Source organism: Actinomyces lilanjuaniae (assembly GCF_003606385.1).
GTDB lineage: Bacteria > Actinomycetota > Actinomycetes > Actinomycetales > Actinomycetaceae > Actinomyces > Actinomyces lilanjuaniae.
Genome location: NZ_CP032514.1, coordinates 660,752 through 675,284, shown reverse-complemented (window position 1 = coordinate 675,284; position 14,533 = coordinate 660,752). Strand labels below are relative to the sequence as shown.

General features: G+C 69.1%; 13 protein-coding genes. 5 read left to right on the top strand and 8 right to left on the bottom strand.

What is annotated here, in order from left to right:
• Positions 1–141 precede the first annotated feature (141 nt).
• Both D5R93_RS02915 and D5R93_RS02910 read left to right on the top strand, forming a co-directional pair.
• Positions 142–1,422, top strand: a complete 1,281-nt coding sequence (locus tag D5R93_RS02915) for an ROK family protein (protein WP_243106911.1) — start codon at positions 142–144, stop codon at positions 1,420–1,422.
• 244 nt (positions 1,423–1,666) lie between these two features.
• Complete coding sequence (locus D5R93_RS02910) at positions 1,667–3,052, top strand: IS1380 family transposase (RefSeq protein ID WP_120205764.1); 1,386 nt, start codon at positions 1,667–1,669, stop codon at positions 3,050–3,052.
• A gap of 180 nt (positions 3,053–3,232) precedes the next feature.
• Here D5R93_RS02910 and D5R93_RS14915 read toward each other — a convergent pair whose 3' ends face one another.
• Both D5R93_RS14915 and D5R93_RS02905 read right to left on the bottom strand, forming a co-directional pair.
• Positions 3,233–3,814 (bottom strand): SAP domain-containing protein, encoded by a 582-nt coding sequence (locus D5R93_RS14915; RefSeq protein ID WP_423243326.1) that lies wholly within the window; start codon positions 3,812–3,814, stop codon positions 3,233–3,235.
• Between the two features lie 50 nt (positions 3,815–3,864).
• Positions 3,865–4,632 (bottom strand): ACP S-malonyltransferase, encoded by a 768-nt coding sequence (locus D5R93_RS02905; RefSeq protein WP_120203742.1) that lies wholly within the window; start codon positions 4,630–4,632, stop codon positions 3,865–3,867.
• Positions 4,633–4,937: 305 nt separating this feature from the next.
• Between D5R93_RS02905 and tkt the strand changes: the two genes are divergently transcribed.
• Positions 4,938–7,037 carry a transketolase gene (gene tkt, locus D5R93_RS02900; RefSeq protein ID WP_120203739.1) on the top strand — a complete coding sequence of 700 codons (2,100 nt, stop codon included), beginning with the start codon at positions 4,938–4,940 and terminating at the stop codon, positions 7,035–7,037.
• Between the two features lie 55 nt (positions 7,038–7,092).
• On the opposite strand, the gene D5R93_RS02895 is transcribed toward tkt, so the two are convergent.
• The 5 genes from D5R93_RS02895 to D5R93_RS02875 are packed head-to-tail and all read right to left on the bottom strand — an operon-like array spanning position 7,093 to position 10,458.
• On the bottom strand, positions 7,093–7,638 hold the full coding sequence (locus tag D5R93_RS02895) for a hypothetical protein (RefSeq protein ID WP_162933796.1): 546 nt from the start codon (positions 7,636–7,638) through the stop codon (positions 7,093–7,095).
• Complete coding sequence (locus tag D5R93_RS02890) at positions 7,610–7,936, bottom strand: hypothetical protein (RefSeq protein ID WP_120203735.1); 327 nt, start codon at positions 7,934–7,936, stop codon at positions 7,610–7,612. The genes D5R93_RS02895 and D5R93_RS02890 overlap by 29 nt, the downstream gene beginning before the upstream one ends.
• Entirely contained in the window at positions 7,933–9,390 is a 1,458-nt protein-coding gene (locus tag D5R93_RS02885; protein ID WP_162933795.1) for a hypothetical protein, read from the bottom strand. The genes D5R93_RS02890 and D5R93_RS02885 overlap by 4 nt, the downstream gene beginning before the upstream one ends.
• Positions 9,383–10,204, bottom strand: a complete 822-nt coding sequence (locus D5R93_RS02880; RefSeq protein WP_162933794.1) for an ATP-binding cassette domain-containing protein — start codon at positions 10,202–10,204, stop codon at positions 9,383–9,385. The genes D5R93_RS02885 and D5R93_RS02880 overlap by 8 nt, the downstream gene beginning before the upstream one ends.
• A complete protein-coding gene (locus D5R93_RS02875; RefSeq protein ID WP_205570083.1) occupies positions 10,192–10,458 on the bottom strand; it encodes a hypothetical protein in 267 nt (88 codons plus the stop codon). The genes D5R93_RS02880 and D5R93_RS02875 overlap by 13 nt, the downstream gene beginning before the upstream one ends.
• A 351-nt stretch (positions 10,459–10,809) precedes the next feature.
• Between D5R93_RS02875 and radA the strand changes: the two genes are divergently transcribed.
• The gene (radA, locus tag D5R93_RS02870; protein WP_120203728.1) at positions 10,810–12,228 is read left to right on the top strand and encodes a DNA repair protein RadA; all 1,419 of its coding nucleotides are present in this window, start codon (positions 10,810–10,812) and stop codon (positions 12,226–12,228) included.
• 173 nt (positions 12,229–12,401) lie between these two features.
• Positions 12,402–13,472 carry a DNA integrity scanning diadenylate cyclase DisA gene (gene disA / locus D5R93_RS02865; RefSeq protein WP_119836981.1) on the top strand — a complete coding sequence of 357 codons (1,071 nt, stop codon included), beginning with the start codon at positions 12,402–12,404 and terminating at the stop codon, positions 13,470–13,472.
• A gap of 103 nt (positions 13,473–13,575) precedes the next feature.
• On the opposite strand, the gene D5R93_RS02860 is transcribed toward disA, so the two are convergent.
• Complete coding sequence (locus D5R93_RS02860) at positions 13,576–14,286, bottom strand: hypothetical protein (protein WP_120203725.1); 711 nt, start codon at positions 14,284–14,286, stop codon at positions 13,576–13,578.
• Positions 14,287–14,533 lie beyond the last annotated feature (247 nt).

The window sequence follows — 14,533 nt, the reverse complement described above, 5'->3', positions numbered from 1 at the left end:
GACGTGAGATGCGTGGAGACTGCGCGAGACGACGTGGGACAGCGACGGCGTCAGACGACCTGGGACGGGCCGCCCAGGACCCTGGCAGCAGCATTTGTTTATTGAAACAACTATGGCACGGTGATGGAGTATGGTCAAGGGGTGAGTCAGAAACTGCGACGCCCGGGCGGGCGCACGTTAGTCCGCCCCACCTCGGCAGCCTCCCCCGCACCACCCTCACGACTGCCTTCAAGACGGCGCGCCGCCTCTGCTAGCCAGTCCTCGCTGCGCGACACCAACCTGGCCCTTGTGGCGCAGCACGTGTTCGCCTCCCCTGCGCCTCTGTCAAGGGCCGACGTGGCGGCGGCGACCGGCATGACCCGCTCCACCGCCTCCCGCCTGGTCGACGCGCTCGTGGCCGCCCACCTGCTCGCCGAGCTGCCGCCTGCAGCCTCCTCGGGTCCCGGGCGACCCGCCGTGCCGCTGGTCCCGGCCCGGGGGACGGTGGCGGCCCTGGGACTGGAGGTCAACGTCTCACGCATGGCAGTACGCGCCATCGACCTGTCCGGGGCGGTGCTGGCCGAGCGAGTGGTGCACGCGGACCTGGCAGGCTCGGACCCGACAGCAACGCTGAGCCGTCTTGCCGACCTTATGGAGCAGGTCCTAGAGGCCCCCGCCCTGGCACGCGCGCGCCTGGCCGGTGCGGCCCTGGCCCTGCCCGGCCTGGTCAGCGAGGGCACCCTGCTGCGCGCCCCCAACCTCGGCTGGTCAGGCGTGGCCCCGGCCACCCGCCTGGCCTCACGCCTGGACCCGGTGGGAGGCAGGCTGCTGGTGGGCAACGAGGCCGACTTCGGCGCGCTGGTGGCCGCCCGCACCCGCCCGGGCGCCCAGGCGCAGACCCACGACTTCATCTACCTGTCCGGGGAGAACGGAATCGGCGCGGGGCTGGTGCGCGACGGTGTCGTCATCCACGGGTCGGCTGGGTTCGCCGGGGAGGTGGGCCACGTCCAGGTGGCCCCGGACGGGCCCGAGTGTGGCTGCGGTAACCGGGGCTGCCTGGAGCGCTACGCCGGACGCCGGGTCATCCTTACCGGGGCGGGTCTGGGTGAGGACGCCTCCCCCGACCAGCTGGTCCGTGCGTGGCAGGAGGGCCGGGAGGAGGCGCGGGCCTCGGTGTCGGCAGCCGCCCACGCCCTGGCGGTGGCCCTGAGCGCGGCGATCAACATCCTGGACATTCCCGCAGTCGTCCTCGGCGGGCACCTGGCACCCCTGACCGAGGTGCTGCGTCCCGAGCTGGAGCCCGAGCTGAGCCGACGAGTCCTGGCCTCCCCCTGGTCGCCCCCGCGCGTGCTGCCCGCACCCTCCGACGAGACACCCGGCGCCACGGGAGCGGCCTGGGCGGTCCTGGAGGGGGTCGTCGCCAACCCTGCCGAGTGGGTGTGAGGGGCCGCCTACACCGCAAACAGTGAGTAGCGGCCGACAATCAGCGGCACCTCATAACAACACGCCGCCATCACTAGAGCCCTGCGGGACCGGGGAGCCGGATGAGGGAGCCTGGCTCGCAGAAGTCAGCCTGGCCTCGGGGTTTCGTGGTTGAGGGGCTGAGGCAGGGGTGAAGGTGTCGCTTCGCCTGGAATAATGCGGGTTGTTGAGATCCGTCATGTTTCAGGGGAAGGACACCTTCGAGGTGAAGACTGTAGCAGGGTTGTACCCGTTGACGGATGTCGAGACCGGCCGGGTCGACGCGCTCGCTCATGGTGGTGGAGCGCTGCTGACCGAGACGGTGCGCGCCTGCGGGCTGGACGTGCTGCTGTCACAGGCTCTGGCGTCGTGGTCCAAGCCGCTGGCGCGCCATGACCCGGCTAAGGTCGTCCTCGACCTGGCGCTGTCGCTGGCGGTCGGCGGCGACTGCCTGGCCGACGTCTCGCTCCTGCGCGCCGAGCCGCAGGTGTTCGGGCCCGTGGCGTCGGCGCCGACGCTTAGTCGTGTGCTGGCCACCCTGGCCGCGGACGCTTCGGCGCTCGAGCGCGCGGTGGCCCTGGCCAGGGCCCGGGCGCGCCGCGCGGCCTGGACCCTGGCCGGATCGGGGGCGCCGACGGCCGCTACCAGCGCCCAGCGGCCGCTGGTCATCGATATCGACGCCACCTTGGTCACCGCCCACTCTGACAAGAAGGGGGCGGCACCGACCTTCAAGAAGGGCTTCGGGTTCCGCCCCTTGACCGCGCGGGTCGACCACGGTCCCCAAGGCGCCGGCGAGAGCGCCACGATCATGCTGCGGCCCGGAAGCGCGGGATCGAATACCGCCGCCGACCATGAGGCTGTCACCGCCGCGGTGCCGACCCAGGTGGGCCTGGGCCCCAGACCCGGGCGCAAGGTGGTCGTGCGCACCGACGCCGCTGGTGGGACCAAGGCTGCCCTGGCCGCCCTGGAGCGCAGACGGGTGTCCTGCAGCGTCGGATTCACCCTGCCCAGTGACATGTCGCGGATCTACAGGCTGGTCCCCGCCCAGGCCTGGACCCCTGCCTACAACGCCGACGGGGACCCCCGCGAGGCGGCGGACGTGGCAGAGCTGACGGACCTGCTCGACCTGGACGGGCGGCCCAAGGCCGTGCGTGTCATCGTGGGCCGCGAAAGACCGCACCCCGGCGCCCACCCCAGGCTCGACGACGTCGACGGCTACCGGCTGACCGCCTTCGCGACAAGCACCAGGATCGGCCAGCTCGCCGACCTGGAGGTACGCCACCGTCAGCGCGCCAGGTGCGAGGACCGTGTCCGCTGCGCCAAGGACACCGGGCTCGATCGCATGCCGCTGCAGGCCTTCGCGGCCAACCGCATCTGGTGCCAGGTCGTGGCCCTGGCCCGCGACATCCTCGCCTGGACGCAGATGCCCCGCCTGGCAGACCACCCCGCCCGCAGATGGGAGCCCAAGGCCGTGCGCCACCGCCTGCTCAACGTGCCAGCCGTCATCGCGCGCCACGCGCGACGCACCACCACCCGCTACAAGACCTCCAGCCCCTTCGCCGACCTGCTGACCCCAGCGATCAGCAACCTGCGCGCACACGCCGACCCATAGCACCAGCAAACCACCGCCCACCCACGAGCCCCAGGAAGGACCCCGCCGGCAGGCAAGGCCCGCCCACCGCGACGACACGCGGCACCCCGTCACACCCACATACCACAGTCAACCCCATCCCAACAAGCCCGAACCCCCACAACCCCACCCACCCCACCCACGAAACATCAAGGCTAGGTTCTAGTAACCACGCATTCGTCGATACTCTTCATAGGTATTTGGGCCTGGCTGCCGCTTCAACCACTGCCACTCGTCGAGCACTCTCTCCCGAGAGACATTCGGACTCCTGGGGTCTGCGCGATAATCCGTTATGAAGTTATTCATCCGCGCGGACGGTATCTGCGGGAGGCGCCCTTCGGTCTGCATGAGACCCCGCAAATGATTCACAAGGTCTGCGTATGTAAATACTGCTCCCGACGCCTGCTGTTGGCGACGCCAGTCATTCAGCCAATACCATTGACCTGACTTGTTAGGGAGGCCCGGACTCGTTTCTCGTACAGACCTGAGCAGGAACTCCTTTGTGGTTCGGTCTCCGACGTAGTTCGTCACCCGCGTATCAAGACTCAGTTTGTCACGGGCCTGGCCCGCTTTTCTCGGCTGCACAGGCTTGCTAGTCGGAACGACGCCAGTCTCTAGAAACCTCCGGATCAGATCCTCGAGATCAGTCTTGCGGCGATTTCCAACAGGAATTCCTATCTCCCGCGCGAACGCCTTGATCTCCGTTGCATAGAAGTACCCTCCATCAAACTCCTCCACCGACATGGAAGCGTGGAGACCGTCAGACCTTGCTCCGCTCTTGCGCCCGTTGTCTTTCATTGACGACCGACCACCTCGTCACAGTGCACCGCTTGGAGCACTTCGGAGGCCAAGCTCGTTACGATTGATCGTGGACCCAGCTCCTGGAACAGAACAGGCCCCTGTTTGGCCATGGCATGAACCCCATCGCGCCATCGGACAGGAGAGGTCAGCTGCTGCACCATTAGCTCGGTGATCTCAGTTCTATCTGATGGGTACGGCTCGGCCGTGACGTTAGAAAAGACGGGGATGCTGGGCGCGTTGACATCAATCTCGCCGCTGAGCAGCCACTCACGGTAGGCGTTTGACGCATCCCGCATGTACCTGCTATGGAAAGCTCCTCCGACGTTCAGCACTGTTGCGCGTCCAAGGCCCCTCTCCTCAACGCGTCGAGCCAGACCTTTCACGCGGTCCGCTGGTCCGGACACTGCGAGCTGTGTCCGCGAGTTCTCGGCGGCCAGATCACAGTCGGAGCACTCCTCGTCAAGAAACCCGCGCAGACTTTCCGGGTCTGTCGCCGACCCAATGGCCACCATCCCCCCGTGGAACGCGCGCTTCTCGGCCGCATATGCCATTGCTCGACCTCTAGCGAGTGCTACCTTCAAGCCGTCCTTGAGCGACATGACGCCTGCGCATACCAGGGACTTCAACTCGCCCAGAGAGTGGCCTGCGGCGAGACTCGGACGGATGCCCATCCGCTCCAACTCCTGGGCATACAGTGCGTTTACGAAGAACAGGGTCGGCTGCGTGTGGGCGGTGGCTGGCAGTGACAGCTGAAGGCCCATGTATCTCCCTCGTTCCTGGGTCTCAGGGTGCTCGGGGCGGCCTGGGAGGGACACAGCGGCAAGCCGGTCCTATCTCACAGGCCGCCCGGGGCGGGCGTGCGCTGCGGCACGTGCAGTTGTGCCTCGCAGCCACCCTAGCCTTTCCCCGGTCCGCTTGTCAGCCACTTGGGCCAGGACTAGGGGGCACCTCAGCCGTAACCGCACCACACACTATGACATGTTGCTCACGTCCCACCTCCGGGGCGACAATGTGTCCGGAAGCGGAGACAACCAGCGGTATCGCAGTACCGCGGCAAGGAGCACTTATGAGTACGGAGCCTCTGCTCAGCGACCTCGACCGCCAGGCCATCGCCGTCTCCAGGGCGCTGGCCGCCGACGCCGTCGAGAAGGCCGGGTCAGGGCACCCGGGCACACCCATTTCCCTGGCCGGGGTCGCCTACCTGCTCTACCAGCACGAGATGCGCGGCGACCCGGCGGACCCGAGGTGGCTGGGCCGCGACCGGTTCGTCCTGTCCGCCGGCCACGCCTCCCTCCTGCAGTACATCCAGCTGGTGCTGGCCGGCTACGGCCTGGAGGTGGAGGACCTGCGCCAGCTGCGGCAGAAGGGCTCCCTGACCCCGGGCCACCCCGAGTACCGCCACACCCCCGGCGTGGAGACCACCACCGGCCCGCTGGGCGCAGGCTTCTCCAACGCGGTGGGCCTGGCCATGGCCACCCGCTACGAGCACGGCCTGCTCGACCCCGACACCCCCCTGGGGGAGTCCGTCTTCGACCACCACGTCTACACCATCATGGGCGACGGGTGCATGCAGGAGGGGGTCACCGCCGAGGCCGCCTCCCTGGCGGGCACCCAGGAGCTGGGCAACCTCATCGCCATCTACGACGACAACGACATCTCCATCGAGGGCGGCACCGACATCGCCTTCACCGAAGACCCCTCCGCCCGCTTCGAGGCCTACGGGTGGCAGGTCATCGACGTCGACTGGACGGCCGGGGAGGCCTACCAGGAGGACTACGACGCCCTCCACACCGCCCTGGACCACGCCCGGGCCGAGACCCGCCGCCCCAGCCTCATCCGCCTGCACACGGTGATCGCCTGGCCGGCCCCCACCAAGCAGGGCGACGAGTCCTCCCACGGGGCCAAGCTGGGCGGCGAGGAGGTCGCAGGCCTCAAGACCACCCTGGGCCTGGACCCCGACCAGGCCTTCCATGTGCCCGAGGAGCTGCTGGCCCACACGCGCTCCCAGGCGGCCAGGCGAGCCGCAGCGGCCCGGGCCGACTGGGACGCCCGGTTCGAGGCCTGGCGGCAGGCCCACCCCGACCAGGCCGACCTGCTGGAGCGGCTGGAGGCTGGGCAGCTCCCCATGGGGCTGGAGCAGTCCCTGCCCGCATGGGAGATGGGCGACTCCCTGGCTACCCGCGCGGCCTCCGGCAAGGTGCTCTCCGCCCTGGCCCCGGTCATGCCCGAGCTGTGGGGCGGGTCGGCGGACCTGGCGGGCTCCAACAACACCACCATGGCTGGCCAGCCATCCTTCCTGCCCGCCTCGGTGGCGCCGAAGGAGGGCGACGGCCCCTACGGGCGCACCATCCACTTCGGTGTGCGCGAGCACGCCATGGGCGGCATCCTCAACGGCATCGCCCTGGACGGCCTGACCCGCCCCTACGGGGGGACCTTCATGGTCTTCTCCGACTACATGCGCCCAGCGGTGCGCCTGGCGGCCCTTATGGGAGTCGGGTCGGTCTTCGTGTGGTCCCACGACTCGATCGGGGTCGGTGAGGACGGCCCCACCCATCAGCCCATCGAGCACCTGGCCGCCCTGCGCGCCATCCCCGGGCTGGCCGTGGTCCGCCCCGCCGACGCCAACGAGACCGCCGCCGCCTGGGTGGAGATCCTGTGCCGTTCCCAGGAGCCCGCAGGCCTCGTCCTGTCCCGCCAGAACCTCACCGTCTACGCCACGCCCGGGGCCGCCGCCGTCGGGGTGCGCCAGGGGGCCTACGTCCTGGCTGAGGCGGGGGAGCCTGCCGACGGCGAGGTGACCACTGCGGCACCGGCCGTGGTCCTGGTGGCCACCGGCTCCGAGGTGGGGGTCGCCATGGAGGCGCGGGAGATCCTCCAGGCTGAGGGTGTACCGACCCGGGTGGTCTCCGCTCCCTGCCTGGAGTGGTTCGCCCAGCAGCCGGAGGACTACCGCGTCTCGGTGCTGCCGGATGACGCCGTCAAGGTCTCCGTGGAGGCGGGGGTCGCCATGGGCTGGCGCGAGCTGGTGGGTGACAGCGGCGAGGTCATCTCTCTTGACCACTTCGGCGCCTCCGCGCCCGGCACCCAGCTGTTCGAGGACTACGGGTTCACCGGGGAGGCCGTGGCACAGCGCGCGCGCCAGGCGCTGGAGCGCCAGCAGCGGTAGCCCCAGACACTGGCGACGGTGGCTGCACCCGGCGGCCGGGAGGCTGGTCAGCAGGCTAGTCTCCCGGCTCCCCGGAGCGGCGCACGCAGTGCCTCCACAGGTACCTCCACACCGTGATCCCATCACCGAATACCGGCAGCAGGAAGACCCCGTGGCACAGGTACCACGCCCACAGCCACGTCGGCGCGCTCACCACGGCCATGACCGCGCCCAGTACCACACAGGACAGCGGGCCAGCCGCCGCGACCAGGGCACGCGCACCCCGCACAGGAGGCACGCCCCGGGTCAGCAGCGACACGCGCAGGACGGTCAACTGCCAAGCGGCCTGCGTCCCCGCCGGGTACCAGCGGCGTGCGGCCAGGAGATGAGCCACCTCATGGAGGCTGTAGGAGCCAGCCAGCCCTGCGACAACCACGACCAGAAGGTGGACGAACAGCAGTGACCCCCCGTAGGAGCCCGAGCCCCACTCCACTGCCAGCTGGAAGCACAGAGCAGGAAGCACCACGGCCGCAGGCACTGCCCCGACACGCACCACCAGCCGCACAACCGGGCGGAACGACAGGTCCGCAATATCAGCCCAGGGTGTTGTCCTGCTGCTCAAGGAGCTCCCTCCGCCGAGCCTTCAACCTGTCGTAGATCACGAAGACGAGGAGACAGAAGACAAATATTACCGCCCATATCACACCAAGAGGCGCAAAAGAGCGAATCCCCGCAGACGCCCCAATATTTCCGTTATCCAGCAATTCAGAGCGAAAGAAGACAGAGCCAAAGAGGGCAGTCCTGTACGCCTCCTCCTCCGTGGTCTGGAACATAATGGAGAGAATGGAGAAGACCGCCAGGGCCAGCGTCCCCACAAGACCCGTCATGGCGGAGAGCAGGACCCTCATCATGATCCTCATGAGTGAGACACCTTTCTATTGTAACTGATTCCTGCGACGCCTATAGCCGCTACAGCAATCCAGCCAACGATAGCTGCGGAGATATTGACAACTACCGGGAGCTGGACAATTCCCAGCATCAGGGCGGCCAGCAGCAGGATGACACCGATAATCGCCGTGCCCAGGAGGACCGAGACCGGGTTGTCGTCGTGGGCCGGCATGATCGAGCCGACCGAGACCGTCACCACCGCGGAGGAGATCACGCTGGCGCAGGCAATGGCTGAGGCCTGCGGCGTTATTACTCCCGCCATCGCGTCCAGGAGCAGGGCACCAACGATAAAGGGCAGCACGATGACGACCTGTGCCCCGACCATCTGCGCGTACAGCCAGACAGTATTCTGGCGGGGGAGGAAGACCAAGAGCCCCGGGTTCACGCTGGCGTAGTGGAAGAAGCCTCCCATCACCACGGGCTCAAGCGCCCACACGGAGCTGATCGGCGCCCGCAGGGCAAGAATGAGAACCGCCGCCGTCCCAGAGATCATCAGGTTGTCCACGACAAACCTGCTGCGGGCCGCCTGGGCCAGGTGGTAGGAGAACGACGGCGCCAGGGCCACCAGCCTGCCGGGAAGGCGCAGGGCGTAGTAGCGCGGCCTCACGGGCACCGGCGGCGCGGGGACCAGGAGGATCAGCACCGCCCCAGTCATGGTGGCCACCACGGCAGCGAGCAGGAGGGCTGGCACACCGTGCACCGTCAGCAGGTCGTGAAAGACCAGCGGCCACAGCGTGAAGGGCTCCTCCCCGCCGTCCAGGGCAGAGGCGCTGACGCGCCTGGTGTAGTCCGCTAGCCACCCCCAGGACCGCACCACAACCAGCATGAGCGCAAGAACAATGATATTCGCCCTCATCCCTCCTATACCGACCACAGCCATGGCCAGGTCCGCCAGGCGGCACAGGATGAGCAGGACGGTGAGCGCACTCAGGCAGGGCAGGACGACGCAGGCAAGGACCTCGGCCATGACTGGCGCCCCGTAGGCCAGAACCGCCCCGGTGGTGAAGGAGGACAGGGCGGCGGCACTGACACAGGCGGCCAGCACCGCCTCCAGGACGTTGACCGCGTGCTGGCGCTCCCGGGCGGTGACCGGAAGCAGGGTCGTCGTCGCCATCATCTCCGGAGACCCCTGGACGAGCACGCGGACAACCAGGACCGACAGCAGCGCCCAGAGGAGGGCCGATCCAGCCATCAGCCGAAAGACGAAGACCGCAACCTGCGCGTCATCACCGGACTGACGCAGGAAGAGGTAGGACAGGGAGCCCATGAGCAGGCCTGTCACCGTGACGCACAGGACCAGGACGCGACGCACCGTCCGGGAGGCAAGAATCCCGCGGGAGACCACCACCCGCACGATGTAGAGGGCGAGGAGGCGGAGCACCTGCACCAGGCGTGCCGGCCTCTCCAGGACCGCGCCTCTAGCCACCACCGACCCCTAGGTAGCTGGTGACCAGGGCCTCAATGCTCGTGGACTGCCGAGCTAGCGACTCGGTATAGGCGTCCTCGACGATATAGCCCTCGTCAAGCATGATGACCCGGTTGGCGCAGCGCTGCAGCATGGAGAAGTCGTGGCTGCACATGATGACCGCGCCCCCGGCAGCGCAGTAGTCACGCAGCATCCCCTCGATACGGTACTGCGCCTCGATGTCGATGCCGTTCATGGTCTCGTCTACGACCGTGACGGGGCGGCTGACCAGCAGGGCCGCAGCCAGCTGGGTCTTCTTCACCATGCCGTGGGAGTAGCCGCTCATGAGCTCGCGGGTCCGGCCCCCCATCCCCAGCGTGGCGAACAGGCTGTCAACGGCAGCCGGGTCAAACCTGATCCGGCGCCCTGGTGCCGAGTGGAGCCGTGCCAGGAACCGGACGTACTCCTGGGCGCTGAGAAACCGGGGCACGTGGTCGTTATCGGCGGTGTAGCAGGTCATGCGCAGGGCCGGAGCTGACCCGGCAGGCTCGCCTCCGACCTCCACGCGTGCGGCCGCAGGAGTGGGGACGATACCGCGCAGGACCCGGCACAGCGTCGACTTCCCCGAGCCGTTGGGGCCGATCATGGCAACAAAGTCACCCGGGTAGACGTTGAACGACACCCTGAGAAGCACCGGGGTCCTTTTATAGGAGAAGGTCAGGTTCTGAACATCGACAACCGTCCCCTGACGCGCCCACTCCGCCCCGCTCCCAGGAACAGGAGCAGGGACAGAGAAGGCGCGCTTACCCGAGTGAGGCACAGTCAGCGACTGCACTCGACATAAACCTCGAGCCCGTCCTTCCAGGCCCACCTGCCGGTGAAGGCCCCATGCTGGTTGACGACGCACCAGACCGCCATTCCCGCCAGGAGAGTGGCACCAAGCGCAAGGATCACGGCAACGACCACAAGAAACCACCCGTCGTGACGCACGATAGCCTGATCAAAACGGGAACGGGCTCGCGTGACCACAGGAGACGTCAGCAGGATGGGGCTAGGCACGGGACTGTACAACAGTGAGGATGAGGTCATCGGTCTGCACTCCTTCCACAGCAGAGACTAAAACAACCGGCTTGTTCCGGTTGTATCGTTACGATAACACTCGTCAGAACCCACCGCAACAACCACAGGCACAGAGCTAACATTCATCAATATCAGACCCAAATAAAGTTGGGGGCGCACTCTGTCGTCTGACGGACCCCGGCTGCCACCTCCGGACCCCGGCGGTCCGTACTACGGCAGGACGGCGGCAGCCGAGTACAGCGGACGGCAGCGTCCTCAGGTCACCGCCCCGATTGCTGTCACACCCACCGACTACCCTGCCTGTGTGCCAGCCTCCACAACCCCGCCCTCCACAGCCACACAGCAACCGGGACCACCAGCATGACCAGCACGACGACCAGAAGAGCACCACGCCCCTCCTTCCGCTGCACCGAGTGCGGCTGGACCGCGCCCAAGTGGCAGGGGCAGTGCCGTGAGTGCCGCGAGTGGGGCACCCTGGAGGAGGCCTCCTCCCCGACAGGCGGCCCAAGCGGGGCACCTAGCCTGCCTATCACGCCCGTGGTGCCGCCTGCCGAGCCCGCGCGTCCCATCGGGGAGGTCAGCGCGGAGGAGGCCCGGGCCCGCTCCACCGGCGTCGAGGAGCTGGACCGTGTCCTGGGTGGCGGGATCGTCCCCGGCGCGGTGGTCCTCCTGGCTGGTGAGCCCGGGGTGGGCAAGTCCACACTGCTGCTCGACGTCGCAGCGCGCTCAGCCGCAGCCGCCCGCGCGCGCGACGAGGGCCCAGTCCTCTACGCCACTGGGGAGGAGTCCGCCTCCCAGGTCCGGCTACGGGCCGAGCGCATCGACGCCCTGGACCCAGACCTGCTCCTGGCCTCGGTCACCGAGCTGGGAGCGCTCCTGGGGCACGTGGAGGAGGCCTCCCCCTCCATGCTGGTAGTGGACTCCGTCCAGACCATCGCCTCCACCCAGGTGGAGGGCAGTGCCGGGGGCGTCAACCAGGTGCGCGCGGTAGCAGGGGCGCTCATCGCCGTGGCTAAGGAGCGCAGCCTCCCCGTCCTCCTGGTCGGGCACGTGACCAAGGACGGCGGGATCGCCGGCCCCCGGGTCCTGGAGCACCTGGTGGACGTGGTCACCCACTTCGAGGGGGACCGGCACGCGCGCCTGCGCCTGCTGAGGGCGGTCAAGAACCGCTACGGCCCCACCGACGAGGTCGGCTGCTTCGACCTGGGCGAGCGCGGCATCACCGGCCTGGCCGACCCCTCCGGCCTGTTCCTGTCAGCCTCGCGGTCGCAGGTCCCCGGCACCTGTGCCACCGTCACCCTGGAGGGGCGCCGCCCCGTCCCTGTGGAGGTCCAGGCGCTCGTCGCGGCCACCGGCGCAGGCTCGCCCCGGCGGACCACCTCCGGGGTGGAGCACTCCCGCGTGGCCATGGCGCTGGCCGTGCTCAGCGCCCGCGTGCGCGTGGACACCTCCTCCAGCGACGTCTACGTCTCCACGGTAGGCGGGGCCCGCGCCGTGGAGCCCGCCACCGACCTGGCGGTCACACTCGCCGTGGTCTCGGCCGCGCGCGGCCTGCCGACCTCCCCGGGGCTGGTGGCCCTGGGCGAGGTCGGGCTGACCGGTGAGGTGCGTGCCACCGTCGGTATCCAGCGGCGCCTGGCGGAGGCCGCCCGCCTGGGGTTCGACCGGGCGCTCGTCCCCCTAGCGGGCTCTCAGGAGCTGCGCCCCGTGCCGGGCGTGCAGGTCCTGCCCGTGTCCCACGTGGGCGAGGCCCTGGGAGCAGCGCTCCCCCAGGGGTAGCCTCTGCCAGGACGTTGAAGAGCTAGTACCGGGGTACCGGGGGTACTGGCCGCTACCATGGCCCCGGCGGGCACGGGAAGCACCTGGACCCACCAGGACCGTCCAGACCTCCCCTGGAGCAACCACCCGCCGAGCCCCTCCTACCGAGGACGCCCCACGACCAGGAGGCACTGATGACCGAGCCCGCCAGCCAGCTGCGCGAGACCCTTGCGCTCGTCGCTCCTGGGACCGTCCTGCGTGACGGCCTGGAGCGGATCCTGCGAGGGCGCACGGGTGCGATCATCGTGCTGGGTTTCGACCCCGTGGTCGAGGCGATCTGCTCCGGAGGGTTCCACCTGGACGTCGAGCTGTCAGCCGCCCGGATGCGCGAGCTGGCCAAGATGGACGGTGCCGTCGTGGTGGACATGGACACCAACCGTATCCGCCGTGCCAGCGTCCAGCTCCTGCCCAACGCCTCCATCCAGACCTCCGAGACCGGGATGCGTCACCGCACCGCCGAGCGCGTCGCCCGCCAGACCGGCTACCCTGTCATCTCAGTCAGCCAGTCCATGCGGATCATCTCCCTCTACGTCGACGGCAGGCGCCACGTCCTGGACCCCAGCGAGGTGATCCTCTCGCGCGCCAACCAGGCCCTGGCCGCGCTGGAGCGCTACAAGTCCCGCCTGGACCAGACCTCCGCCGCCCTCAACTCCCTGGAGATCGAGGACCTCGTCACCGTGCGTGACGTCACCTCGGTGCTCCAGCTCATGGAGATGGTGCGGCGTATCTCCGCCGACATCGACGGCTACGTCCTCCAGCTGGGGACAGACGGGCGGCTCCTGGCCCTCCAGGTAGAAGAGCTGACCCGCGGGCTCGCAGCCGAGCACAGCTTCCTCCTGGAGGACTACCTGGCGACCGGGCTGGAGCCCCCAGCGGTGGAGGCCCGCCTGAAGTGGGTGGGCTCCCCCGCCCTCCTGGACCTGGCCATGGTGGCCCGCTCCATGGGCCTGGGGGGCAGCGACGGACAGGACCTGGACACCCCGGTCTCACCCCGGGGGCTGCGTATCCTCTCCAAGATCCCACGCCTGCCCGTCACCACCTCACGGGCGGTCGTCGAGCACTGGGGCTCCCTCCAGGCGGTGCTGGGCGCCACGACCGAGGAGCTGGCCGCCGTGGAGGGAGTGGGAAGCCACGGGGCACGGATCCTGCGCGACGGCCTGTCCCGGCTGGCTGAGATCTCCATCGTGGAGCGCTACACCACCTGAACCCCCTCCCCAGGAGCACCGCCAGCCAGGTCAGCCAGCCCAGGTCGCTGACGGCCCGCTCGCTGAATGACTACTGCACGACCACGACATGACTGCCGCGCAGCTACTGGACAAGAAAAACCGTGTCCTCGCTCAGGTCCTGGTCCCCCAGGACGACACGGAAGCGGTAGGTCCCGGCCGCTGCGACCTGCCCTGCCACCGAGCTCTGCCCGGCAGAGGGCTCCTCCCGGGCAGGGTCAGACGCAGAGGACGGCTCCGGTGCCGCCCCGGGGTCCGAGGGCGCCGGGGCGGCTGACGGGCTGGTCGAGGCCTGACCCGGCCCGGTTGTCCCGCCCGGTGACGCCGAGGCAGAGGCCTCCGCCTGCGCCCCGGGCGCGGGTGCTGCTGCCAGGGCGCAGTCCGACGTGGTGACGTAGCCGTTCCACCCTAGGGTCACCTCCGTGGAGTCGCCGCCCCCCAGCAGCAGGGTGCGCTCTGAGGCCCCCTCCTGGCAGGCCGTGGAGCTCCAGACCTGCTGGCTGCCCGAGGTGACCACGACCCCCAGAGAGGCGCTGCCCGCATCCAGCAGGCAGGAGACGTCACCGTCGTTCGTGACCCGCAGGACGAAGGTGGCACCTGCGCCGGCGCTGACGGACTCAGGTCCGCTGACCTGCGTCGCCAGGGAGGCCGGGTCGCAGGCCTGCGGATCGGGGTAGACGGTGTGGGTCTGGGCGGCCGCCCGCTCCTGCTCCTGGGAACGGATAGTCTGGCGCATCCACGCAGCCCCGCCGACGGCCCCCGCCCCCACACCCACGACAAGCAGGACGGCCGCCATCGCGAAGACAAGACGCCTCAGCCCGTAGCGAGGGCGCCGGGGCGCCCGCCGGGCAGGCCGGGATTGCGAGGACCTCGGGGTAGCGCGGCCCCGGGTTCCTGTGGCCGCACCTGTGGAGGCGGGACGGCGCGGGGTGTGGGTCTCACCGCGCGCTCCCTGCGAACCGGCGGAACGGGGCTCCTGACCCTGCGTGCGCGACGTCGGCCGATGCGAACGCTGCCCTGAACCGCGCCGGGCCTGTGCCGCC

What these genes read in the sequence shown, in the direction of transcription:
- radA (WP_120203728.1), top strand. Translation starts at nt 10,810, where the DNA reads ATGACCAGCACGACGACCAGAAGAGCACCACGCCCCTCCTTCCGCTGC.
- tkt (WP_120203739.1), top strand. Translation starts at nt 4,938, where the DNA reads ATGAGTACGGAGCCTCTGCTCAGCGACCTCGACCGCCAGGCCATCGCC.
- D5R93_RS02860 (WP_120203725.1), bottom strand. Translation starts at nt 14,286, where the DNA reads ATGGCGGCCGTCCTGCTTGTCGTGGGTGTGGGGGCGGGGGCCGTCGGC.
- D5R93_RS02875 (WP_205570083.1), bottom strand. Translation starts at nt 10,458, where the DNA reads ATGACCTCATCCTCACTGTTGTACAGTCCCGTGCCTAGCCCCATCCTG.
- D5R93_RS14915 (WP_423243326.1), bottom strand. Translation starts at nt 3,814, where the DNA reads ATGTCGGTGGAGGAGTTTGATGGAGGGTACTTCTATGCAACGGAGATC.
- D5R93_RS02905 (WP_120203742.1), bottom strand. Translation starts at nt 4,632, where the DNA reads ATGGGCCTTCAGCTGTCACTGCCAGCCACCGCCCACACGCAGCCGACC.
- disA (WP_119836981.1), top strand. Translation starts at nt 12,402, where the DNA reads ATGACCGAGCCCGCCAGCCAGCTGCGCGAGACCCTTGCGCTCGTCGCT.
- D5R93_RS02890 (WP_120203735.1), bottom strand. Translation starts at nt 7,936, where the DNA reads ATGAGGATCATGATGAGGGTCCTGCTCTCCGCCATGACGGGTCTTGTG.